The 24,609-nt window shown below is 50.9% G+C and carries 21 protein-coding genes; 8 read left to right on the forward strand and 13 right to left on the reverse strand.

Going from position 1 to position 24,609, the window contains the following annotated elements; all coding sequences use genetic code 11:
- Positions 1-234: 234 nt before the first annotated feature.
- The 3 genes from G006_RS0123325 to G006_RS0123335 all read right to left on the reverse strand — a co-directional run bounded on the left by G006_RS0123325 (position 235) and on the right by G006_RS0123335 (position 2,475).
- Entirely contained in the window at positions 235-1,059 is an 825-nt protein-coding gene (locus G006_RS0123325) for a helix-turn-helix transcriptional regulator (RefSeq protein WP_020485645.1), read from the reverse strand.
- A gap of 111 nt (positions 1,060-1,170) precedes the next feature.
- A complete protein-coding gene (locus G006_RS0123330) occupies positions 1,171-1,749 on the reverse strand; it encodes an antibiotic biosynthesis monooxygenase (protein WP_020485646.1) in 579 nt (192 codons plus the stop codon).
- Positions 1,750-1,755: 6 nt separating this feature from the next.
- Positions 1,756-2,475, reverse strand: coding sequence for a pirin family protein (locus G006_RS0123335; protein ID WP_020485647.1), 720 nt, complete (start codon positions 2,473-2,475; stop codon positions 1,756-1,758).
- A gap of 165 nt (positions 2,476-2,640) precedes the next feature.
- Here G006_RS0123335 and G006_RS0123340 point away from each other — a divergent pair, with 165 nt between their 5' ends.
- Positions 2,641-3,531: a LysR family transcriptional regulator gene (locus tag G006_RS0123340; protein WP_020485648.1), complete on the forward strand. Its 891-nt coding sequence runs from the start codon at positions 2,641-2,643 to the stop codon at positions 3,529-3,531.
- Positions 3,532-3,789: 258 nt separating this feature from the next.
- Here G006_RS0123340 and G006_RS26350 read toward each other — a convergent pair whose 3' ends face one another.
- Positions 3,790-3,975, reverse strand: coding sequence for a hypothetical protein (locus G006_RS26350; protein ID WP_020485649.1), 186 nt, complete (start codon positions 3,973-3,975; stop codon positions 3,790-3,792).
- 198 nt (positions 3,976-4,173) lie between these two features.
- Here G006_RS26350 and G006_RS0123350 point away from each other — a divergent pair, with 198 nt between their 5' ends.
- Positions 4,174-4,626 (forward strand): TerB family tellurite resistance protein, encoded by a 453-nt coding sequence (locus G006_RS0123350; RefSeq protein WP_020485650.1) that lies wholly within the window; start codon positions 4,174-4,176, stop codon positions 4,624-4,626.
- 37 nt (positions 4,627-4,663) lie between these two features.
- Positions 4,664-5,020, forward strand: coding sequence for a hypothetical protein (locus G006_RS0123355; protein ID WP_020485651.1), 357 nt, complete (start codon positions 4,664-4,666; stop codon positions 5,018-5,020).
- A gap of 195 nt (positions 5,021-5,215) precedes the next feature.
- On the opposite strand, the gene G006_RS0123360 is transcribed toward G006_RS0123355, so the two are convergent.
- From G006_RS0123360 to G006_RS0123380, 5 genes are all read right to left on the reverse strand, one after another.
- Entirely contained in the window at positions 5,216-5,554 is a 339-nt protein-coding gene (locus G006_RS0123360; RefSeq protein WP_020485652.1) for a DUF2956 domain-containing protein, read from the reverse strand.
- Between the two features lie 488 nt (positions 5,555-6,042).
- Positions 6,043-7,152, reverse strand: coding sequence for a hypothetical protein (locus tag G006_RS0123365; protein ID WP_020485653.1), 1,110 nt, complete (start codon positions 7,150-7,152; stop codon positions 6,043-6,045).
- A 110-nt stretch (positions 7,153-7,262) separates the two neighbouring features.
- On the reverse strand, positions 7,263-7,784 hold the full coding sequence (locus G006_RS0123370; RefSeq protein ID WP_020485654.1) for a hypothetical protein: 522 nt from the start codon (positions 7,782-7,784) through the stop codon (positions 7,263-7,265).
- 299 nt (positions 7,785-8,083) lie between these two features.
- The gene (locus G006_RS0123375; RefSeq protein WP_020485655.1) at positions 8,084-9,472 is read right to left on the reverse strand and encodes a DUF3999 family protein; all 1,389 of its coding nucleotides are present in this window, start codon (positions 9,470-9,472) and stop codon (positions 8,084-8,086) included.
- A complete protein-coding gene (locus G006_RS0123380) occupies positions 9,469-11,982 on the reverse strand; it encodes a DUF2339 domain-containing protein (protein ID WP_020485656.1) in 2,514 nt (837 codons plus the stop codon). Before G006_RS0123380 ends, G006_RS0123375 begins: the two co-directional genes overlap by 4 nt.
- A 323-nt stretch (positions 11,983-12,305) precedes the next feature.
- On the opposite strand from G006_RS0123380, the gene G006_RS0123385 reads away from it, so the two are divergent.
- From G006_RS0123385 to G006_RS0123395, 3 genes are all read left to right on the forward strand, one after another.
- Complete coding sequence (locus G006_RS0123385; protein ID WP_020485657.1) at positions 12,306-13,913, forward strand: methyl-accepting chemotaxis protein; 1,608 nt, start codon at positions 12,306-12,308, stop codon at positions 13,911-13,913.
- 175 nt (positions 13,914-14,088) lie between these two features.
- A complete protein-coding gene (locus tag G006_RS0123390) occupies positions 14,089-15,492 on the forward strand; it encodes an esterase-like activity of phytase family protein (RefSeq protein WP_020485658.1) in 1,404 nt (467 codons plus the stop codon).
- Positions 15,493-15,728: 236 nt separating this feature from the next.
- A complete protein-coding gene (locus G006_RS0123395) occupies positions 15,729-16,640 on the forward strand; it encodes a DMT family transporter (protein WP_020485659.1) in 912 nt (303 codons plus the stop codon).
- A gap of 7 nt (positions 16,641-16,647) precedes the next feature.
- On the opposite strand, the gene recN is transcribed toward G006_RS0123395, so the two are convergent.
- The 3 genes from recN to G006_RS0123410 all read right to left on the reverse strand — a co-directional run bounded on the left by recN (position 16,648) and on the right by G006_RS0123410 (position 20,076).
- Positions 16,648-18,330, reverse strand: a complete 1,683-nt coding sequence (gene recN, locus G006_RS0123400; RefSeq protein WP_020485660.1) for a DNA repair protein RecN — start codon at positions 18,328-18,330, stop codon at positions 16,648-16,650.
- Positions 18,331-18,334: 4 nt separating this feature from the next.
- Positions 18,335-19,216, reverse strand: coding sequence for an NAD(+) kinase (locus G006_RS0123405; protein ID WP_020485661.1), 882 nt, complete (start codon positions 19,214-19,216; stop codon positions 18,335-18,337).
- A gap of 497 nt (positions 19,217-19,713) precedes the next feature.
- A complete protein-coding gene (locus G006_RS0123410) occupies positions 19,714-20,076 on the reverse strand; it encodes a hypothetical protein (RefSeq protein ID WP_020485662.1) in 363 nt (120 codons plus the stop codon).
- Positions 20,077-21,017: 941 nt separating this feature from the next.
- Here G006_RS0123410 and G006_RS0123415 point away from each other — a divergent pair.
- Positions 21,018-21,560, forward strand: a complete 543-nt coding sequence (locus G006_RS0123415) for a DUF924 family protein (protein ID WP_020485663.1) — start codon at positions 21,018-21,020, stop codon at positions 21,558-21,560.
- Between the two features lie 259 nt (positions 21,561-21,819).
- On the forward strand, positions 21,820-22,473 hold the full coding sequence (locus tag G006_RS0123420) for a hypothetical protein (protein WP_020485664.1): 654 nt from the start codon (positions 21,820-21,822) through the stop codon (positions 22,471-22,473).
- 119 nt (positions 22,474-22,592) lie between these two features.
- On the opposite strand, the gene htpG is transcribed toward G006_RS0123420, so the two are convergent.
- A complete protein-coding gene (gene htpG, locus G006_RS0123425; RefSeq protein WP_020485665.1) occupies positions 22,593-24,527 on the reverse strand; it encodes a molecular chaperone HtpG in 1,935 nt (644 codons plus the stop codon).
- Positions 24,528-24,609 lie beyond the last annotated feature (82 nt).

The following is a 24,609-nucleotide window of genomic DNA, read 5'->3' on the forward strand; positions in this document are numbered from 1 at the left end:
CTAGATTGCTTAGGTCAGAATTCACGGACTTGCATTTGACCAAGTTCTAAGACTTGGGTATTGAACAATATTGACTTTTTTCTTAAAAATTAACGTATAAATAAAATGGTTTAATATCTCTCCTGTAAACAAAATACAAAGTGAAAAATGGCGGTGTCCGTAGGAAAATCGCTACAAAACCTATGACAGTTTTACCGTACAAATGACAGTAATTCGGCAGGTAAACAATCTCGATTAAACGTTTCGAAATTGGCCCGGTGTTACTCCAACTTTTCTTTTAAACACGCGGTTTAGATGGCTTTGATCGGCAAAACCGCACAATATCGCCACATCGGTTAATGCGAATCCGGTAACAATAAACTTTTTGGCTTGGATAATTCGATACGCTTGCAGATATTCGTGTGGCGTAATTCCCAAGCATTTTTTAAAATTTCTTAACAGCACAAACGGATTCGATTTAGTGATTTCCGAAAGTTCGTTCAGCGAAATATTTCGATTATAAAAAGTCCGCAAATATTCAACGGATACTTTCACTTTCGAAGGCTTTAATAGTGGCGGGCAACGGTAATGATTACCTGTCACTTGCTGCAAAAACCGATTCACAAACAAAGCCAGACAAGTCGATTGTTCCAGAGCGCATTGGCTGGTTTCTAAAACTCTATGCGTATCGGCAAAGTAATTTCGTAAATACAGGTTATCAATAATCGGATTTTTGAAATCCAATACAAACTTGCTTAACTCGTGTTTTTCGCAAAAATCGATCAGTTGCCTAGGACTGATTTTAATTTCGCGACAAATTGCACCGTCCTTATTTATAAAAGCCGATTTCAGGGAGAATATTTGCCCCGCATCGCGCATCACTAAACAATTTGGCGTTTCAAGATAGTTCTGACCATTTTGCCGGCTTTTCCAAACCGCACCGGAAAAACCGATAATGGCAATTTCATCGTGAAAGATTTTTTCCAGTGAAATCGACTGCTCGGGCGTTATATCGAAGCGAGAAAAATGGCATCCTTCAATCTGCCAGTTCAGTATTTTGCTGGAAGTAGTGTGTCCCATAATTCAGTCTGTCCCGTTAATAAAGGTGGTTTTAATAGGCTTTGCCAGGATTGCGAAAGCGATTGTCACAATCCGCTGCCGTTGACTTGCGCCCAAGGCATAATCCGGACGCTAACTTTTAAAAAACCATTTCGCGATTAGCCGGACATAGAGCGGCATGATCAAATACACCACCAAACCGACGATAACCAAAGCCAATACACCCTGGCGAATGCCGAACTCCCCTAGCTGCGGATACTTTACAAACAGGGGTTCCATCGCCGGCGGCACATACATCGTCAGCGGCCAGATCACCGACGTCGTCACCAGCCATTGCTTCCAACGCCGCGGATGCTTACCCACCGCCGGCGGGGTAAACCAGTAATCGATGCCGGTTTTGATGTCGATCGCTTCTTCGCTGTCCAGAATCCCGGTAATTTCCTGAAGCAACTGCTGGCGTTCCGCAGACTGCTGCCAGAATTCCAAGGCCTGGATACCGGCAAAGCGCACCACGATCAGATACTCGTTGTGGCCGTCCGGCGGCCGGACGACTTGTACCCCCAAATGCCCCGGAAAGCTCGCCGCAATCGGCATTATTTTGCTTAACCAGCGCTCGTACTGCTGAAGGTTGCGCGTACCTTTTTTCAGCCGATGGCGGATGGCGAAAAAAACTTGTTCGTTGTTGGGCGGCGTTTGGCTGATTTCGTTCATGGCGCACTACCGGCTGGGTTTCTCATGCGGGCGTAAATCAAACACCAACACTTCGGCATTGTGGCCCTGTTGTATGTCGATTAGGCGCTCGCCGCGGATGCGGGCGCCATCGCCAGCGTGCAGCACCGTACCGTTCACTGTCAAGGTGCCGCTTACCAGATGCACGTAAGCATAACGATTATCCGCGAGCGTTAACTGCGCCTGTTCGCCGACATCGAAACAGCCGGCGTAAACCCGCACATCCTGGTAAACCGACAATGATCCTTCTGCACCGTCCGGCGAAATAATCAGCGCCAGCCGGCCTTGTTTTTGCGCGGGGCTAAAATGACTTTGCTGATAGCGCGGCTCGACGCCTTTGCTACTCGGCACCAGCCAAATTTGCAGAAAATGCACCAACTCGCTCTGCGAATGATTGAACTCGCTATGAGTCACGCCGGTTCCGGCAGTCATTAACTGAACGTCGCCGGTTTCGATCACCGAGCCGTTGTCCATCGAATCTTTGTGCGCCAGCGCACCGTCGATGACATAGGTAAAAATTTCCATGTCCCGATGCGGATGCGTGCCAAAGCCTTTACCCGGCTGCACAATATCTTCGTTGATCACTAACAAATCCGAAAATCCGCTTTGCTGCGGATCGTAGTAATTGCCGAAGGAAAAAGTGTGTCTTGAGAATAGCCAGTCGAACTGAGCACTACCTCGGCGGTGGGCGGGACGAATTTCCAACATGATCAAGCTCCTTTCAAAAATTTCGAATTAACATTCACTCAGCTTTTGTATGGAATATTGGGGTTTTAAGCGAGTGAAATTAGAATACTCCTGAGTTTTTAGTATTTAAAACGAGTTATTTTGCTTTTAATATTCGATTTTTTCGAAAGTGGTTTTGGAGTTCTAATGAAGTTATCACTGGAAGCTATTCAAATTATCGATGCGATCGACCGCACCGGATCGATGTCGGGCGCGGCGGACCTGCTGCATCGTGTGCCCTCCACCATTTCCTATGCCGTGGGCAAATTGGAAGAACAATTGAATCTGAAGTTATTCGAACGCAATGGCCCCAAGCTTTCGCTAACTCCGGCAGGAAATGCCTTGTTAAACGAAGGGCGTTTGTTATTGCACGCCTTTGGCGACCTCGAATCTCGGTTATATAAAATCGCTTCCGGATATGAAGCCGAGCTGACCGTGGTGTTTGATTCGCTGATACCTAGCAGGGTGTTTATTAACGATTTGCATGAGTTTAATACCCTGGAATGCGGAACCCGCATTCGCTTCACCACGGAAGTGATGAGCGGGGTATGGGAGGCATTACGTGAGGAACGGGCGGATATCATCATAGCCGTCGGCGATTGTCCGAATTGGAGCGGCTATCAAGTCAGGCAGATCGATACCGTGGATTTTGCATTTTGCGTCGCGCCCGTCCACCCGTTGGCCGCAGCAAATCAGCCAATTAAAACCGACATGCTGCATAGACATACCGTTATCGCCGTCGCCGATAGCGCCCGGTCGCTGCCGGCAAAAACAGTAGGTTTATTGTCCGGGCAGAAACGCATTACGGTGCCGAATATAGACACCAAAATCCAATTTCAACGGGCCGGATTGGGCTTTGGCTTTTTACCGCGACGATTAGTTGCCCACGACCTGGAAATCGGATCGCTGATGGAATTGCAGGTTGAGGAAGCGCGTCCGTCGGAACCGGTGTGGCTGGCAATGCGCACTGCAAATAAAGGTGAAGCGGCCAATTGGTGGTACCAAACATTAAGCCGGCCGCTGTTAAGCGACGTTTGAAATATCGGCGCATGCCGTCGCCCAAGCTTAGCGTCCGCGTTGCCGGTTATCGGAGGCGCGGCAAACTCATTTTGGTGTTCACGCCGAAACCGGCGTGGAGTACGCCTGAAAACCGTTCAAAGACGGCTTCAGGCGAATAAAAAGCTCTCCAAACAGGGGGCATAACCGCTGAAAATCGACTTCACGGTCAATTTCAGCGCAAAAGAATCAAGGTTACCGTGGGTAAGGGGAAATATTCGTGAGTTTTTCACCAGCCTGCTAAGCGGCTTTGCTGACAAACAAAACGATGTTGCTGGTGTCCATTTGCGGCCACGCCTGAAAATCGATAGGTAGCTCGAGCAGTGGCCCGGTAACGCATGACTTCAACGAACCATCGGTTGCGATATAGAGTTTTTTCGGTAACTTGGCTCTCTGATTGTCGATTTTGGCGGTTTTGGTGTTCATTGCAGTCAGGCTGGCGAATATTGGGAGACTTCACTTTATTGCCGGTTTCTTATTGCTGCCTTAACCACTTCATGGCGCTCGGATTCCGGCAATCCCTGGCGGATTGACAATCTTGGAAAATATGCGCCGTATAATATGACAACTTAGAATGGATTAACGCGTTATTGAATTGCCTGCAACGTATATCTGAAATCCGACATGCTCGAACAAATTAAACTGTTTTTTGAAAAACACCTCTCCTTACCGTCACCCGAGGTTGTAGTGGAAGCAAGGCTTCAGGAGGCGCTGACTGCCTTAATGACAGAAATGATGACTATGGACGATGTCTGTCAGGATGTCGAACGGGCCAAGATACTGTCCTTGGTGAAGAAGTGTTTTTCGCTCTCCACCGAACAGGCTGAGACCTTGATGACCAATGCGGAACACAAGCGTCGGCAGGCGGTTGATTATTACGAATTTACATCAACAATCAACCGATGCCTAAGCCCTGAGGAGAAGATAAAGTTTGTTAAATTCCTCTGGCAGATCGCCTATGCCGACGGCAACATCGATCCGCAAGAGGAGTATATGGTGCGGAAGATCGCCGACCTTCTCGGCGTCGCGCACAGCGATTTTATTCTGGCCAAACTGCGCGCGAATCCCAATCCCTGAATATCGCCGGATCAACACCTTTCAAAATGAAACACTCATGAAAAAGAGCAAGAAAAACAAAAATCTGTGGCTACAAGAAGCTGAAATTGAGGTGGGAGATTTGTACTTCACCACCGCCCAGCAATACCGTGCGGTCTTGGCGATGAACGGCGATTTTTTAATTTACGCGCCTAGCTCCGAAGGCATGGAGCCATTAACGGCCGATAGCCAAATGCCGTTTGCAAACTCGCCCGCTAAAAAATGCCAGATTGCCACATTTGCGCAAAAAGAATACCAAGCATTCAATTGGCACGGCGCGTTGGCCGTCAAACACAAACTCTCGGCGTCGCAAATTGCCGAGGCCATCAGTCAATGTAACGCGAAAGCCCCAATCGCGGGCTTGATGGCTGAATAAGCCACTTTACGATTACGCTGCTTGGCTAAATCGGTGTAAGCGCGCCACTTTGCTTGCGTGAGCGGAATGCCTTCCTATCGAATCGGGGCCTAAATTTAACGTCGTCGCCGTGCCGGCGACGTCCGTTAATCGCTCTGGATGCCCGAATTCGCGGGGAAGACGGCGCCCGAGTATTTCGAGCGTGGTCTACCCGGGTTAGCTTCCCATATAGAGATAAAAGCCGCCCACTAACCACGTCAAAATTAATAATGTCCAAGGTAGCCAATGCTGCTGGTAGACAATGATTGTCTCCATTTCCTGATCGTCCGGCTCGATCGTTTGCTGCTTTTCGCGCACCAACTTTTTGCGTTTTTTGTCCAGTTCCCGCGCCTTGGCTTTTTGCTGCTTTTTGTAGTGCTCGATACCTTCTTGAATGCCTTGGGCAATTAACTTGGTTTGCTCTTTGGTTTGGGCCGGACGCTGGTGGGCCCTGGCGATTTTGCCGGCTTCTTCCTGCGTTTGCTGGGACGGCTTTTGATAGGGGGTTTTACTCATCGCGATTCGATTAGGTGGTGCGGATTGCTTGATTCGGAGTCAGTATGTCGAAATCTTAGGAGCTTGTCATCAGCTGGGTGACGAAACGGCCGGGCTGGGCCGTGGCCCGGTTTGTTACCTTAACGTTAACATCCGACCACTTTGCCCTTGTCGCAATCAGTGAATTTAACTTACTGCGAAGGTGCAGGTAAGTCATTAAAGAGTTAAAGTTTGGCATTAACCTCTAACGTTTTCCTGATTACTCATAACCCTCAGCCAATCTGAGCAAACGCCCCAGTATGGGAGGTGTATTTGAGAGACGTAAGGCAAAAAACGGCCAATTTCCGACCTTCGAGGTGTGATTTCTGAATGGCCGGTTTATGTCATAAATTGCTCGTCTACGTTCGCCATAACCGGCAGCAAAAAGCGGTGCGGCGAAGGAGCTCCGCTTTTTACTGTCCGCGTTGATGGCGTTGTTAGCTGATATTTTACTTTGGTAATAATTCATACTATTCAACCCGTGAATATGTTTTACCTTCAAGAACTCGTTTAACCTGAGCAACGTCTTTTGCGCCAATACGCGTAAATATTTCTTCGGCAGAATATTCCTTGCCAAGCTCGCGTATCGCTCGTACTTGATCAGCCGATAACCTGCCATCTCGGCCACAAATTTGAGCAATGGCCCAATCATTATCTCGCCACTTTTCTGTTACCCAAGGCGCAGGGAGGCCTTTCCTAGGATGCTCTTTTAGCCACTCACTAACGATTCTGTCCCGCTCATCTGGCATGGGGACAACAGATTGTGATAACAAGCCATTCTCTCGTAGGTAACGCAAACCAGATTTACCACCCGGGATCATGTTAAGGCGGCGTTTATCTTCCCAATGGCCTTCGACTAAAAATTCTTCGGTTGCGTACAATTTTTCAAGATCATCAGTTATACCCATCACCTTGTGATTAACATAGGCAATTCGTCCTTTTTCCTTCTCTTCACGAAACTTCCTATGGAACAGTAGGGGGCTGCCTCCGTCGATCGCTCGTTTATGCTCTGACCACCGCTTTTGCCAGCTACGCGTAGTAACGCCTACATAAAAATATCCATCATTTGGATACGAGCCTCCATTTCCAAAAATATGTTGGTAAAGCACGTATGCTCTTTTTGGAAAATGTTTTGGCGACAACAAGAAGTGTGCGGGTATAGAAAAGAGCAAACTTGGCTGTGTTATCTGACTTTCATCTATAGTTGTTTGGCCTTGCATCGCTGCTTGAATAAACACTGGATCAGTCACAACGTCGATAGAAATAATTGGCTGAAGCGCGCGCTCCTCTTCTTCGAGGTTCTTTCCAGATTGGTACTCTGTAGCAACTCCAACTGTACGATGAGCAGCCTCCAATTTCCGGAAAGGCGCAACAAAGCCTGGGGATTTTCCAAGAAAGGTTAATTGGACAACTGGAATCATCTGCCCCGGCTTCACTCGAAAGATGCCATTAGGATTCCTAGCTACTTTAATCCATTCCGCACCGTAGCTTGATGTTTGTATGAAATTATTTAGCAGAGTTTCCACCTCGCGACGACGAGAAATCATTGGTTTTGGAGCTAAGTGCTCCCACCATGACATGTTTATTGCTACGTCGCTTCGCATTTCCGAGAGACCTTATTTGTAACAGCTAACGTGAAGGTAACCGGCCTTGCGCGGCTTTTCGCGCAAGGTCCGTGTTGACCGCAGGGTTAGGTTTCTTGAGCTGAGAAGAACGTGTCAATGTAGGCACCATATCGGTTCTCGATTTCCTTCAGATACGCTTGAAGGTCGGGGGTAGTGGGCGCATCGATCTTGGCTTGGACTTGCCATTTAGTTACGAGAGTAGCAAATATCTCATTCACCATGTGGGCTTGACGAAGAAGCGACACGACGAACTTGCGAGCAACCAAGGCGCCATCTTCGGTGCTGAGATTCCAGCCCGGAATCTTGTTTTGGTTGTGAACGAAATCATTCCGCTTCTGCAAGAACTCGCTAAGCAGTTCTTCAAAAGCAGGAAATAGCTGTGCTCGCTCTTTGACCTTCCCTAAGAAATAGCCGAGCGCCTTCTGCCTCTCTTGCCCCTCAATATGCTGAAGCCTTTCCCACGTTAGCTCGGTATCGCCTTGCAGCACGAACGTTGTGCAGAACTTGATGTTGCGTTCAACCGACTGGATATACGTCAGCGTGAACCCGATGAGCGAATAGATGTCGTGCTCGTTCGGTTGGTGCATGGCGTGAGAAACCTAACAAGATATTAAGCTGTTAACCGTATATCTACCCGATAATGCGCTTCGATAAGGTAATTTATTGATCTGCATATGATCTTCCTTTCTATATATCATTCGACGATGAAATAATGACCGGTAACAGCCTGACTGTTGCCATTGAATCATCTCAAGCGATAGTCCGCAACGGGTCGTTATGAGCCCTCGCTTAATTATCGCCATGTAAATCGAAGCCTCTGCCATCTGCCTAACCAGGGTTAGGACATCGTAAATCTGAAAACTGGCAAAGGCTGTGACGGTTGATATTATTGGCGCTCAGTAGAATCGGATAGATTGGCAACGCGCTTGCCGACCCGAAACAAACTCCACGCCAGTACGACCACCATCAACGTGATGACAACGCCTAAAAACCAAGAACTGTTCAACAGCTTAGCGACATTGAAAGCTTGTTCGGCGGCTTTCGCCTCGGTTTCCGGCCCCAATCCGGCCGAGTTGCTGCGGTAACCGCGCCGCAATAATTCCTGGATCGGTGCGGTGTCGTAGCGCGGTTGTTCGGCGGTTTCAGAGCCGTATTTGAGTTGGTAGCTCAGGCCGGTTTGCGGCAAGAACAGCAATTGGTAGCCGGGACCGGTGCCGGCGACGGTGTTGATATGCAGTTCCGGGTTGTCCTGGTCGCGAATCACAATGCGGTAGCGTGATTGCCGTTGTTCCGGAAAGCCTATGCTGGTTTGCTCGCGGTTGATGTCTTGATAATGCAAGGCTTCCAAAGAGCCGGTGCCGATGGTGCGCATTTGGGTTTCCAAGCCTTGCGTCAGCGGGATTTGCACTTCGGCTTGGCGGCTGAAGTTTGGGGTCATGATTTGCAGCTTCAAGCCCTTCAGCGGTTGCCGTAGCGTGTCTACGTCGATGATAGTGGCTTTTTGCTCGGTATCGAGTTTGATTTTAAAACTGGCCGGGTAATCATATTGCTGATCGGTGTCGGCAACGGTTTCGCCCACGTTGTGCCAGAGCTCGATGCGCTCGACATGTAGCGGTTCTTTGATTTGTTGCGTGGTTTCCTGGCGTTGCAATTCTTCGCCGCCGCGCACGGTGCGGGTCAGTTCCAACAGCTCGGCTACCCGGGTTTGGCTGGCTTTGGCGACGACGATTTTAAATTGTCGGAAGCTATTCGCCGGCAACTCGACGTCGCGGTTACCAACAGACATATAACGCGAATAATCGTAAATCTGCGCTCTCTCGACCAGCAATTGCCAGTTTTGGCCGTCGTTGGAACCGTGAATCTGCAAGGCGTATTCGAAATCATGCTGGTTGGTGACTAGGCTTAGGCCGTCGGCGTTGGCGGCGTTTTTGTCCAGTTGTACGGTAACGACGAAGCCTTCGTCCTCGTCACCAAATTTTTGCAAATCGATGGTCTTGCTGGTGCTGGCCACGCGCTTACTGACCGTCTTCCGGCTGGCGATTTTTTGCAGCAAATAAGGCGTTTCGACGCCGTTTTGATCGATCAGGCGCAAGTCGCGAAAGTCGGCGGCGGTGTTGGCATACACCGCGCTGTCCAGCGGAACGGCCAGCAGGCTTTGTTGCCCGTTATCTTGGGCCAGTACTGGTCGGCTGTACCGGAAGGCCGGCGCTTCGTTGGCCCAAGCCTGGGTCAAAAACAGGCAGCATAACACTGCAAATTTGGCGATCATGATCATGTTTTGTTTTCGGCGTTGCCGATAAAAGTTTGTTGATAACGCATGTAAAAAAACGCGCCGCCCAGCGCCAGCATGCCCAGCACGATAAAGGCGACGATTCGGTAAATTTGTTCCAGCCGCGCCAGGTCGATGAAAAACACCTTCCAGGCCACCAAGGCAAACAGCGCCAGACCGACCAGGCGCAGTCCGGCAATTTGCCGCTTGATGCCGTTGAACACCAGCGTCAACGCAAATATCGACCATAAGATTGATACGCCGCCGGAACGCAAACCCGGCACATATTGATACAAGAGTGAGTTAATTTCCAGACTTAAAAAGGTAAATAACAAGACCAGCGCCGCGCCGCCCAGCCACTGGCGGATATTGCCGGTGTCGGTTTCGTAGTCCGCCAGACAGCGTAAGGCGAACAGCAAAAAGGCTATGGTCGCCGCGAAATCCAGCAAACGCATCAATGCCAGTTCGAAGGAATAGCCGCCGCCGTAGCGCAAGGTCCAGACGCTGTCGCCGACGCCGATATGCCCCAGCGTCAAGTCCCAGGACGGCAGATCGAACAACAGCATCTTCAGGAACACGCCGATCAGGAACAGCCGAAGCGCTTGTAGCAGCCAATCGCCCGTACCGGCCACGTAACGGGTCAACAACAGCCAGCACATGGCCAGCCAGACCAACGTCAATGCCGGCAATTGCAAGGGTGGATACAGATAGGCAAAACTGCGGAACAACTCCAGTTGCAGTACCACAAACAACAATCCGCCGCCGACCAGCAGGATGATTTGCAACAGCAGATTGTCTTTCAGCCACAGCGGCACATCGTTGCCGGCATCGCAGGCTAGTGGTGAAGCCGGTGCCGGTTTTTCGATCAGCGTGTAGGCCAAGGCCAGCGACAGGATGGGTATGCCGAAGCTGATTACCCGTTCCAGCAAGCCCAGCAAGAAGGCGCCGAACGATTGCTGGCTATCCATCGTCATGCCGTATTGGCCGGGCAAGTCGATGAAACAAAAACGCACCAGCACCAACGCATACAGTAGATATGCCACTTGTTGTAAAAACGCGCTGCGCAATTTGCCCGCCATCCACAGCATTACCAAGGCTTGCAACGACCAGCTGACGGTAATCCATTGATTGGACAGCAGCAAGGGCAGGGTGATGGTCACAAAAAATGCCGCCAAGCCAATGAAGCTGATCAATAGTTCCTTATCCACCACCTTCCGCGCGAGGCAATAATAGACATGGCCGACATAAAACGCCGCCAATGCCACGGTCAGCAAGGCGGTCCAGATTTGCCCGTAGGCGTCGTCGATCAGATGGTAGGCGGTGCCGAAGAAGATGGCGGCATTGACGATCAGGCCAATTAAATCCAGTAGGGTCGATTTGGTTTGATTGACCAGGCAGAACAAAAACACCGTTGTGGAATACAGCACAAAAAAGCCGGTCAAGAACGGCAACACCTGCCAGAAATACTCGACCTGGTAGTTTTGCATCGAGCCGAAGAACAACAGGTAATTAAAGAAAAAGCTCAGGAAATTTAATAAATGCCATTGCTTGTACCAGTTGATCGCCAGGATGCCGGAGCCCAACAGCAACATGTAACTAAACAGCCCCGGAAAATTGACCTGGCCGGTGGACAGCATAATCGGCGTGCAATAGCCGCCGATGATGGCGAAGATGGCGACCAACATTGAGTCCAGCTTGATCGCTAAAAATGCGGCGCAGGCGGTCACTAAAATCATCAACGCAAAGGTCGGGTAGACGTCTAGCAGATGGTAAAAACTGTGCGCGGCAAACACGCTGAAATATAACACTGCGATGCCGCCGCCCAGCAAACCCTGGCTGAAAAGATGATAGGTGCCGCCGACCAGGCGCACGCCGCCGACGATCATGCCGACACCGGCCAGCACCGATAGTGCTACCCGCGCCTGTTCGCCCAGCATGCCGTTGTCGATGGAATATTTCAGGAAAAAGCCGATACCGGTCACCAAAATCAATACGCCGATGCGCAACAACCAATTGCTCGCGACCGCGTATTCCATCGCCACACCCTCAGGCCGATGGCCTTCGCCGACGATGATCCAGTTCCAGATTTCTTTGAGGATTTTCTGTGCCGCCAGTTCGAAACGGCTGGGTTCGGCGGGTTGCCAGGTGTTTTGATTCCAGGGGTTTTCCTGGGGTGGCTCCGCAACAGGGCTTGGCGTTATTTCGGGCGTTTGCGGAACCGGTTCGGCAGGGAGCTGGCTGGCGGTAATATCGAATAGCACCTGTTCTGTTGCCGGTGTTTGCGCTGCAAATAAATCCGGTTGCGGCGGTGCTTCGTGAGTAGGCACTACTTGCGCCTTTGCCAGATCGCGCAGCAGTTTGCGGTCTTCGCGTAGCGCCGCTTCTATCTTCCGCAGGGTCTGATTAATGTCATCCTGGTTACGTCTTTGGCGGCCCATTAAAACGGTCAACATCGCGATAATTACGATGGGCACCAAAATCAGGACAAAAGCGATAAAACCGAAAAAATCGTCCACGGCAACTCTCCAAGGCTGGGCAAACGGCGGGTTATTTGGGTTATCAAGCAAGCTTTTCAGGTCACGGCCAGATCTTCTGCGTGAAGCGGGCAACGCGCTGGGTTACGCGCCAATTTGCAAAAGTAGTCGTATTCGTGAGCGGCGTCACTATTCAGGATAACCGCTTGTTACTCTGATTGCTATATATGGCCCGTGTGGCAAGGATTTGTTCTATGCTTGATGCATGGATTACAAGGGTAAGCTTAGGATTACATATAGATTTTCCACGAGCTGCCGACAACCCAAGGTGTATAACCACACATTCCAATACATTGGCCGATCTCATGAACAAGAACTCCACAATCCAATCCAAAATATTGCTAAGCATAGCCAGTGTATTTTTGTTGCTGATGTTTGTCAGTACGCTGTTTATGGCGGAACGGCAAAAAGACATGATACAAACGCTGGCGACAGATAAAGCTCGGGATATTGCCAATAGTTATTTCGACGGCGTCAATACCCTAATGCTGACCGGCGCGATGGCGCAGGGTGAAGTATTGCGCGATAAAGCCCTTTCGCATACCAATGTCACGGAAGTGCGGTTAATTCGTGGCAAGCAAATTACCGATTTTTACGGTCCCGGTAAATCCGAGCAAAGACCCGTTGATAATCTGGATGATCGCGCGCTGGCCGGTGAAAGCATCATTCAACCGGGTAACGACAAAAACGGACGCCTGATCACCGTGCTGGAGCCGGTTAAGGCTAGCGCCAATTTTCGCGGCACCAACTGTCTCACTTGTCACGCCGTGAGCGAGGGGACAGTGTTGGGAGCGGTGCGGGTGAGTTTTTCACTGGCAAATCTCGATGCGCAGATTAATCGCGATTTGGTGATTGCTTCGGCTATCTCCTTGGTGATGTTTGCCGGCGGCCTCTTGCTGGTCAACATGCTGATGCGCAAGATTGTGGTTAATCCATTAGTGGCTATGCGCGACACGGTTAACGCCATCGCCGGACAGTCGGATTTACGGCAACGGTTGCAAGTCGATTCCGGCGACGAAATCGGCCAGGTCAGCGAGTCGTTTAATACCATGTTGGCAAATTTTGCCGGTAGTTTGGGGCAGGTGTCTTCGGTCAGTCAGCAATTGGCGTCTGCAACCAACCAAATATCCGGTGTGGCCCGACAAACCTCGCAAGCGGCCACGCAACAACGCAGCGAAACCGAGACGGTGATTCAAGCGATACACGAACTGGAGAATTCGGTGCAAGACGTGCGCGGCGGGGCGACCGGTGCGGCGCAAGCGTCGGTGGAAGCCGATCAGGAGGCCGCGCAAGGCGCGGCGACGACTAAAAATGCCATCAACGGTATCAACGAACTGGTGAATGAAATCGACCGAGCCGCCGAAGTGATCAAACGTCTGGATCAAAAAAGTAACGGTGTCGGCGCGGTGTTGGATGTGATCAAAGGCCTGGCCGAGCAAACCAATCTGTTGGCCTTGAACGCTGCCATCGAAGCCGCCAGGGCCGGCGAGCAAGGGCGCGGGTTTGCGGTGGTGGCCGACGAAGTCCGTACCTTGGCGACGCGTTCGCACAAGGCCACCGAAGAAATTCAAAGCATCATCGATCAATTACAACGCGAAGCCAAAGATGCGGTGACGGTGATGAACAACGCCAAAAACAGCGCCGAGCAGCGCCGCGAACAAGTGCAAAGCGCCGATCAGGGTTTGAGCGCGATTGCCGAGCGGGTGACGCAGATTCGGCAATTGAACTCGCGGATGTCGCAAGCAGCTGACAATCAAAGCCGGGTTGCGCAGCATGTCGGGCAAAGTATCACCAATATTGGCCAACTTACCGAGCGTACCGCTCAGGATGCCGCGCAAACCAATGCCGCTAGTAACGAATTGGTGAAATTGGCCGCGCAGTTGAATCAATTGGTTGGGCAATTCAAACGCTGAGTTGAAAGCAGAGGCTTTTCGGTTGTTGCCGGGAAGCTTCTGCAAACTCGTCATTCCTTTCAGTAGATCATTTCCTTTAGGCTTTTGCCGCTCGGTGTTTGTCATGTCTATGTAATGAATGCCGGATAAAGTTTGAGACTCTTGTCACAAAACTCCGTCAAATCAGGTATTCGATATGCGTTTAAAACCAACATTTTTACTGGCCGGCTTGCTGTTGGCCGATACTGCCTTAGCTACTCCAACTTTCGTCAACGGCCTGGCTATTTCCGGCGATACCCTGGATTTATCCAGCAATCTTGCCAATTCGTTCGATCGCCGCGTCGGCTTTTTTTCGGATATTTATTACGATACCAACCGTAACGAGTGGTGGGGCTTGTCGGATAGAGGCCCAGGCGGCGGTCTGTTGAATTATGAAACACGGGTACAGCGCTTTACCCTGGACATTAATAGCGTTACCGGCGCGATTTCTAATTTTCAAATCGCCCAAACCCTGAAATTTAGTAAAGGCGGTTCCGCGCTGAACGGTATTGCGCCAAACCCTACCAGTAATTTGGGTAATGCCTTTGACCCTGAAGGCGTTGTGATCCACCCCAAAAACGGTAACTTGTTGGTGTCCGACGAATACGGTCCTTCGCTGTATGAGATCGATCGCAATACTGGCGCGGTAGTGAAAACCTATACGACTCCAACCAATCTGGTGCCGCGCAACGGTACAACTAATGTTCCAAACTATGCGGGCGGCGATCCAGAACCGAATACTGCCGGCAAACGCACCAATCGCGGCTTCGAAGGCCTGGCGATCAGTCCTGACGGCAAATTTGCGTTTGCAATGTTGCAAAGTGCAATGTTGGACGAAGGTGCCGGCAACGGTTCGGTGAGTCGGATTGTAAAATTCGATACGGCTACTGGCGAAGCGGTGGCTCAATATGCCTACCAAATGAAGCGTTCCGGTCAAGGACAGGGCGCATCGGCCTTGGTAGCGATCAACGACCATGAGTTCTTCGTACTAGAGCGTAACAACCGTGGCGTCGGTGTTGGTGCTACTTTTGCCGGTGCAGACAAAGAAGTTTATAAAATTGATTTGAACGGCGCGACCGATGTTAGTGGCATCGATTTGGACGCAGTTGGTGCTGTTTACAGCAAAGTTAGCAAATCCGCGCAATTTCTGGATCTTGATGCCAACACCTTGGCAGCTCTTGGCAACAAATCACCTGAGAAGTGGGAAGGCTTGGCAATTGGCCCGAAACTGGCTGACGGCAGTTATTTGATGCTGGCCGGCACCGATAACGATTACAGCGTTACCCAAAACGGCACCGGCACGCAGTTCGATGTGTATTTCCGTTTCAGCGACGCCGATCCATATGCAACATCGATTCAATGTCCGCTTGGTCAAACCAGCGGCTGTTCGGCAACGTTGACCAGTGAGTATCAGTTGCTGCCAGGTGTATTGCATGCTTATAAAGTCTCCGCAGCCGATTTGTCCGGTTATGTAGCCCCGGTGCCAGTGCCCGCTGCTGCCTGGTTGTTCGGTACCGGTCTGATTGGCGCGTTGGGTTTGGGTAGAACACGCAAAGCCTAAGTAGCCGTCATCCTCCTTGCCGGTTTGGCAAGGAGGATTTTGCCTGCCCGCGACGATGCCGCTATAATCCAGCCATCATGCATTATTCAAACCGCAATCATTTCTTTAAGCACCTATGGCAATGGGCTTTGTCTATCGCCGTGGTGTTTGCGTTTTTCTAAACAATCAAGCAACCGCGGGTCTTGCCGCAGTTGCTTCGACATTTGCCTAAGGCCCGCACCAAACCAGGAGGCCTAATGGCAACGACTACATCTACTGCATTATCCAACCGCAACCGCTTGTTGGGCTTTGGCCTGGCGACTTTGGCGGCTATCGGTTTTTCCGGCAAAGCCATCTTGGTAAAACTGGCGTATTACCAGCCTGTGGATGCTGTAACTTTATTGGCTTTGCGCATGTTGTTTTCCGCGCCGTTTTTTCTAATCGTTGCCTGGCGGCATGCCGGCCGGAAGGATCTGACGCCGTTAACGGGTAGAGACTATCTGGCGCTGCTGATCTTGGGCTTGCTGGGTTATTACCTGTCCAGCTTGTTCGATTTTATCGGTCTGCAATACATCTCCGCAGGGCTGGAGCGGCTGATTCTGTTCCTGTATCCGACCATGGTCGTGGTGTTGTCGGCATTGCTGTTGGGAAAACCGTTTGGCCGCAAGGAAGTCGTCGCGCTAGTGCTCAGTTACGCCGGCATCGGTGTGGTGTTTTTGGATGAGATCAATATCCAATCGGAACATTTGTTGTTGGGCGCCGGTTTTGTATTTGCCAGTACCTTGACCTACGCCGCCTATCTAATCGGTACTGGCGAAACGGTGGTCCGCATCGGTGCCTCGCGCTTTACCGCTTATGCGATGCTGGTGGCTTGCGCGGCGACGCTGATGCAATTTTTACTCACTCATCCGCCGGCGGCCTTGCTGTTGCCGATGCGGGTGTATCAATTGAGCTTGCTGATGGCGATCTTCTCGACGGTGCTGCCGGTGTTCATGCTCTCGGCAGCGATCAAGATAATAGGTTCCAGTCATACCTCGCTGATCGGCTCGCTGGGGCCGGTAGCGACCTTGTTCATGGCCAGTTATGTGTTGGGTGAAGAATTGACGCTCGCTCAGATTGGCGGGGCGGTGTTGGTGATGGTCGGAGTATTGAGTCTGTCGTTGAGGTGAGGGTCCGTTAATCGGGCGCCAAGCCACCCGATACCAACATCTCCCGGGCATGCGCCAAAGTGTTTTCGGTAATGGTGACGCCGCCCAGCATGCGCGCGACTTCATTCACGCGTTCGTCGTCGCTCAAACGGCGGACCGTGGACGATGTCACCGCTGCTTTCTGATTCTTGGCGACGAATAAATGCTGATGCGCTTGCGACGCGACTTGCGGCAAGTGGGTGACGCACAATACCTGGCGGTTCTTGCTCAAACGCCTTAATTTCTGACCGACGATTTCGGCAATACCGCCGCCGATGCCGGAATCGACCTCGTCGAAAATCATGGTCGGCGTGGTTTTGTCGGTGCTGGTCGTCACTTGAATCGCCAGGCTGATCCGCGACAACTCGCCTCCCGACGCCACTTTGGCTAACGGCTTGGCCGGCAGGCCGGGGTTGGTGCTGACCAAAAATTCGATGCTATCCACACCGTTGCGCTGCGGTTCGGTATCTTCAGGAGTGCGGAGATTGACGAGGAACTCGCCGTGCGGCATGCCCAATTCTTTGATGGCGTCGGAAATCCGTTGCTGCAACTCGGCGCCGGCTTGGCGACGGCTGACGGACAACTCGCCGGCTAGTTTGCGATACTGGCTTAACAGTCGCTCGCAATCGGCATTCAGACTTTCGATACGCTCGCTACTATGGCTGAGGTTGTCCAGTTCGGTAGCGAAGCGGGTCGCCAGTTCCGGCAATTCTTCCGGCTGGATTTTATGTTTACGGCTCAGTGACTGAATCACGCCGATCTGATTTTCCAGCCAGACAAGTTGTTGCGGATCGGCTTCCTGATTTTCCAGGAAGCGGCGCAATTGTTGGGTGGCCTCGCCGATCTGGATTTCCGCATCGCTTAATAATTCGGAAACCCCGTTTAGCTCGCCGGCATATTGCGCTAGCTCGTTGATGGCATGAATCACATGGCCCAGCATGTCGGCTACAGATTGCTGATCGTTGTCGTACAAAATATCCAGCTGCTGCTGACCGACGCCGAGGATTTTGCCCAAGTTAGCCAGCTTGTGATGCTCGTCGGCCAAGGCTTGGTAATCGAAATTTTCCAAATCCAGTTGCTGCAACTCGTCGAGTTGGTAACGGAGCAATTCCTCGCGTTCGACCTGATCGCTGCCGGCTTTTAATAATTGTTGCAGTTGCTTATGCGCTTGTTTCCAGCTTTGGTAACAAGTATTCAGATCGTCCAGCAAGGCCTGATTGCCGGCGAAACCGTCCAACAGCCGTCTTTGTTCCTCGTTATCCAGCAGCGTCAGATGGGCGTGTTGGCCGTGGATTTCCACCAGTTGCCTGCTCAGGCCTTGCAGGGTTTGCAGGTTGACCGGGCGGTTGTTGATATAAGCCTTGGAACGGCCATCATCGCTGATGGTGCGGCGGATCATGCACTGGCCGCCGTCGTCCAGCTCGTTGTCGATCAGCCATTGTTTGACCAGCGGCGCTTTGGATAAATCAAACTCGATATTCACTTCGGCACGCTTGCTGCCGGGGCGCACATAGCCGGAATCGGCGCGGTCGCCCAAAGCCAGGCCCAATGCGGTCAGTAGAATCGATTTGCCGGCCCCGGTTTCGCCGGTTAATACCGACATGCCGGGGTCCAGGTCCAGGTCCAGCGCGTCGACGACGGCGAGGTCGATAATGTTAAGGTTTAACAGCATGGCCTTAGGCGGGGTAGCCGCTCCAGTTAAGTTTACTTCTTAAAGTATGGAAAAAATCGTGATCCGCAGGATGCAAAATTTTAATCGGTTTGGCGGATTTTTTGATGACGATTTTGTCGTTGATGCGCACGTCCGGGATCTCCATGTGGTCGCAAGTCACCAGCGCATTGATCTGTTTGGTTTGGCTGAAACGGATTTCGATGACCACGTTGTCGTCGATGACGATGGGCCGATTCGACAGCGTATGCGGGTTCAGGGGTACCAACACCAGCGCGTTCAAGGCCGGGTGCAGAATCGGACCGCCGGCAGACAAGGAATACGCGGTAGAGCCGGTTGGGGTGGCGACGATCAAGCCATCCGAACGCTGGGTATTCAGATACACGCCATCGATGCTGGTGACGATCTCTATCATGCTCGGCGTCACCCAGCGATGTACCACCACCTCGTTGACGGCGGTTTGCTGATGGATGATTTCGTGGTCGCGGATGATATGAGTACTGAGCAACTGGCGCTGCTCGCTCTTGAACTCCCCAGCCAAAATCTTATCCAGACGGCTGGACAACTGCTCCGGCGAAATGTCCACCAAAAAGCCCAGCCTGCCCAGGTTTACGCCCAGCAGCGGCGTTTCGAAATCCGCCGCGGCGCGGGCCGCCGCCAGAAAGGTACCATCGCCGCCCACGGCGATAATCAAGTCGCATAGTTCCGGCAGTCGCTCGATATGTACGCCCTTTATGTCGGCGCCGTCGAGCAATTCCGCGCTTTGGCTATCTACGACGATGTCGTGACCACGGGCTTTTAGGTAACGGAACAGTTCGTTCAGCGTCGCGGCAATACCGGGATCGCCGCACTTGCCGATGATACCGATACGCTGGAAGGGGGTTGGCATGGTTGGGGTGGTGGTTTTTGAGTAAGTTCGATTATAGGGGATTGTGTTTTTATTCGGTAGCGTTGTGTGATTTGTGTCGCTGGCGCGACGGGTTGTTTGGATGTCGGGTCTCGGCCCGACGGCCGAGTAACTTTTCTTTGTTTGGCCAAAGAAAAGTCACCAAAAGAAACGCCACCCGGATGCCGCTTGTATCCTGCGCTCCGAAGCTTTCGCCGGGGGTTGACGAAAGGGGCTTCCTGCCCCTTCGTCAACGTGCGGCATTCATGCCGCACCCCTTCGGGCTGATCCCGCCGAAAGCTCCGGTGCTCGGCGCAGCATGCGGGAGAAAAACTCCACGGGATTTGAAACCGCCTAATATTCGTAAAGTTTGCAGAAAGATTAAAAGCTAATGTGCTCCGCGTTGACCGTTACGGCCTTGAGCATAAAAAGATGGAATTGCAGCTGGTTTGCTAACCTACGTTAATTTAGGTTTTGCGATTCTTTGTATCTATCCCATCCTAGGGTGTTATCTCAAGCCCCAAGGGATCGGAGTTTGATTCATCAAGAACATAAGATATGGGAATAAACGGCAACCCTGTGACCGCCCCACAACTGCAACTTGGTAGCAACCAAATGTTGTTAATAAAAGACTTGTAAGTCTTGCTTTTATCTCCGGTGTACAACTTATCGGTTGTTTCAGCAAGCATAATGAAAGGTGTTCCGCAGATGACATTACCGACGAACGTTGGAGCAGCAACAATCGCATTCCTGTTATAAAAATTCGAAATTGCTTTAATCGGGTTTTCTTCTTGGATTAGTGATCGAGAAGCGCACCCATAAACTACAACATTCACCAACAATAAGAATGCTTTGCGTTTCATGATGTCATAATCCTTGTTATATACAACTGAGTGCCAATGGTGATGAGCGACGAATATTATATATCTTTCGATCGTGCCGTTATCCTTTTGGTATGCAGCAGGGTGAGCACGGTTTTTGTGCCTACGCGGAATAAAACGGTGGGCAGAAAAGCATTGTCCACCCTACGCCTATGCGGCGTTTTGTGTTACGCATAAATTAATAAAATACAAAAAATCACAAGTGTGATAATAACTTTATATGATTTTTTGCTTAAAAATTTTCTTGTAAACACCCCAGTCAATATTCCGAAAATATATGTTAAAACCATAATAGGCCAAAAAAAGGCCACTACTAAACCCAAACCCCCAGCCAGTGATGGAGAGCCTTCGTCGCCATGAGCACTGAAAAAGATATAACTAAATACTCCCAATAACCCGAAAATTGTTAACACGGCTCCAGATTTTGGCTTAAATAGTAATCCAACAAAGTAACCCAGAATTAACGAACAAATTGATATTAGTGGTGTAAACATATTCGTAGTGAACTTGCCGTATCTAGATAAATCCGAGGGAAAAATAGCGTACATTCAAGCTTAGCGAAATCCGAAATGTGTGGAGCCTAATTCCCTCGTTTTTGCAATCCGTTGAGGTTACTTCATTTGTGTGCTGACAGGCTTTAAATTTTGGGATGATTGCCTCCCGCATGCCGCGCCGAGCACCGGAGCTTTTGAACGGATCAGCCCGTAGGGGCACCGCAGGGATGCGGCGCGTTGCATGCAGGGGCTGGGAAGCCCCTTCAGGCAACCCCGTTCAAAAGCGAGGAGCGCAGGGAATAAGCGGCATTCCGGGTGGCTTTTTCTTTGGATACTTTCTTTTGGCCAAACAAAAGAAAGTATCGCGGCCGTCGGTCCGCGAACCGACATTAAAATCAGCCGTCGCGCCAGCGACACAAAAAACAGCCAATGATCACTTACCAAGAAATCCTAAAATTCTGGTTCGAAGAAATACCCCCCAAATTCTGGTGGTCCGCCAACCCAGAATTCGATAAAACCATCGCCCACCGATTCGAATCCACACTCCAACAAGCCATAAAAGGCGAATTATTCAGTTGGCGACAAGAACCCAAAGGCCGACTCGCCGAAGTCATCGTCATCGACCAATTTGCCAGAAACATCCACCGCAACACGCCTTTGGCATTTGCTTACGATCCGCTGGCGCTGGTTTTGGCGCAGGAAGCGATAGCAGTGGGTGCTGAGCTAAGCTTGTCGCCCATCGAGCGCAGTTTTCTGTACTTGCCATTCATGCACAGCGAGTCCAAAACCATCCATGCCTGGGCGGAAAAGCTCTACCGCGAAAATGGCTTAGCCGATAATTACCAGTTCGAGTTAAAGCACAAGGCCATTATTGATCGCTTTGGCCGCTATCCGCACCGCAACCAAATTCTGGGTCGTACCTCAACGGTCGAAGAGCTTGAGTTTCTCAAACAACCGGGTTCCAGTTTCTGAAGGCAATCAGGCAAGGCAAATAAATGGAAGCCTATGGATCCCCGCATTACCACGCGGCGCGTGTAAACGAGGCAATAGAGCTTCTACTAGCGATATAGGCTAACGAGAGTTCCATGTGGGTGGCCGATTATTGGTTGCACAAATAAAGCGATAAGCAAAATTTGTGATGTTTTGCGGATTAGTTTGAAAGCTAGAGTTAGCGCGCGTATCATCAAAAACTCACCAATCTCGACCACAACCGGCCAAATAGGTAAACATCATGAATACCATCGTTCGTTACTTGGCATTAAGCACTGCAATCTTGGCGTCCGTCGGCTTAACTACACCCGCAAATGCTGCATTGGTTCAATACACGTATACCGGCAATACCTTTACCGACATATATCCATCCGATTTTGGAGATGTCGGCGTAAACATCAGTTTCAGCGTGGAAGAATCGCTGCTACCCAAAAATGGTCGGGCTATTCTTGACGTTGACGACTATTCCAGCGCCCGCATTCCGTTTACCTTCAGTTTTGGTTTAGGGCAGTTTTATAGAATGGACACTGTGGCGTTTTACACAAATCCGAACAATGCCGGGGTCGATCCGCACTTTCAGACCTATTACGACAGGAGTGCTCGAATAGAGTTCGATACCGACGCCAACGGTCACTTCAGCGGTAATTGGAGTGCGGTACTCAATAAACATGAATATGGCCGGCCCGGTTTGCTGGGCGGCGTTTCGATAAGTTCGGTTGCAAATGGCTTAGCTGGAATGGATTCGGCAGAATTAATTTATAGCGTTTCGGGGTCTGTGACCGGCAATCCGGGGACTTGGACACGTCAGCTTGCACCTGTGCCGTTACCCGCGAGTGGGTTTTTGTTTGGTTTTGCTATTGCTGGTTTGGGTATTTGCAAACGTTTTAATCGCTAGCCGCTTGCTTAGTTGAAAATAATGTTCTCCGGGTTGGGGCCAGTTATGCGTCCTTTCCGTTTAGGTAAATAGCAATAAAAAGGCCGGTCACCCGGCCTTTTGTTTAGCGCATTTAGGGATTAACCCAGTAGCCCTTGTAACAAACCATTCAGTTTATGCACAAACGCCGACGGATCATCTAACTGACCGCCTTCGCTAAGAATAGCCTGGTCGAACAAGATGTGGCTGATGTCCGCGAAGCGGGTGTCGTCCTGCTCGTTTTTCAAAGCCTTGACGATGGCGTGGTCAGGGTTGATCTCAAAGATCGGCTTGCTGCCGCCCATGCCCATCATGTTCATGGATTGACCGGCTTCTTTCATGATCCTTTCCATGTTCAAGCTCATGTCGTAAGCCCCGGTCACCAAGCAGGCTGGCGAATCGGTCAGACGATGGCTGACTTTCACTTCGCTGACTTTGTCTTTCAGCACCTCTTTAATTTGATTCAACACCGATTCGAAATCCTTGTTGATTTCTTCCAGGTGTTGTTTCTCTTCTTCGGTGTCGAATTTATCCAGATCCAGCTCGCCTTTGGCGATGGATTGCAGATGCTTGTCTTCGAAGTCGGTCAGGCTGGACACCAGCCATTCGTCGATGCGGTCGGATAGCAGCAACACCTCGATACCTTTCTTGCGGAAGATTTCCAGATGCGGGCTGTTTTTCGCGGCGGCGAAGCTGTCGGCGGTGACGTAGTAGATTTTCTCCTGGCCTTCCTTCATCCGGCTGACATAGTCGGCCAGCGAGACGTTTTGGGTTTTGTCGTCGGTATGGGTGGACGAGAAACGCAGCAACTTGGCGACTCTATCCTTGTTTTTATGATCTTCTATCGGGCCTTCTTTGATGACGTTGCCGAACTGTTCCCAAAATTTTTGGTACTTCTCGGCATCGTTTTCGGCCAGATCTTCCAGCATGCCCAGTACTTTTTTCACCGCGCCGGTTTTGATGGCGCTGATTTGTTTGCTTTGTTGCAAAATCTCACGCGAAACGTTCAACGGTAAGCTGTCGGCATCGATCACGCCGCGGACGAAGCGCAGGAAGCGCGGCATCAGTTGCTCGGCGTCGTCGGTGATGAAGACTTTTTTGATGTACAGTTTTACGCCGTGTTTGGCGTCGCGGTCCCACATGTCGAACGGGGCACGGCTGGGCACGTACAACAGCAAGCTGTATTCGTTGGTGCCTTCGACACGGCTATGCACGTGGGTTAGCGGGTCCTGGAAATCGTGCGAGACGTGTTTGTAAAACTCGGCATATTCTTCTTCAGAAATCGAGTCTTTGGATTGGGTCCATAAGGCTGATGCGCTGTTCACCGTTTCGTCTTCGACGCGGGCGGGCGCGGTTTCGTTGCCTTCCTCGTCTTTCTCGGCCGGAATTTCCTTGCTCATCACGATGGGCAGGGAGATATGGTCGGAGAATTTTTTGATGATGGAACGCAGTTTCCAGCTGTTTAAAAATTCCTCTTCGCCGTCTTTCAGATGCAGTACGATTTCGGTACCGCGCGTGGCTTTATCGACCGATTCGATGGTGTAATCGCCTTCGCCTGCCGATTCCCAGCGCACTGCCTCCGAAACCGGCGCGCCGGCTTTGCGGGTGGTCAGCGTGACTTTGTCGGCGACGATGAAGGCCGAGTAAAAGCCGACGCCAAATTGGCCGATCAGTTCGCTGTCTTTCGCTTGGTCGCCGGTCAGGCGCTCGAAGAACTGCTTGGTGCCGGACTTGGCGATAGTGCCGATATGGTCCTGCACTTCTTCGCGAGTCATGCCGATGCCGTTATCGGTAATGGTGATGGTCTTTTTGGCTTCGTCGAAATCGACGCGGATTTTTAATTCGCTGTCGCCTTCGTACAGGCTGTCGTTGGCCAAGGCTTCGAAACGCAGCTTGTCGGCGGCATCCGAGCTGTTGGAGATCAACTCGCGCAAAAAGATTTCCTTGTTGCTGTACAAGGAGTGAATCATCAAATGCAGTAAATGTTTTACTTCGGTTTGAAAACCTAGGGTTTGTTTGTTTGCCTCAACAGTCATGTCTATACTCATTTGGTTGTAAAGTGGACTCGGGCGAGTTGGGGATGATAATTTTATTTTTCAAGTCCGCCCGCATTGTGGA

The sequence above is a fragment of the Methylomonas sp. MK1 genome (genome assembly GCF_000365425.1).
Classification (GTDB): domain Bacteria; phylum Pseudomonadota; class Gammaproteobacteria; order Methylococcales; family Methylomonadaceae; genus Methylomonas.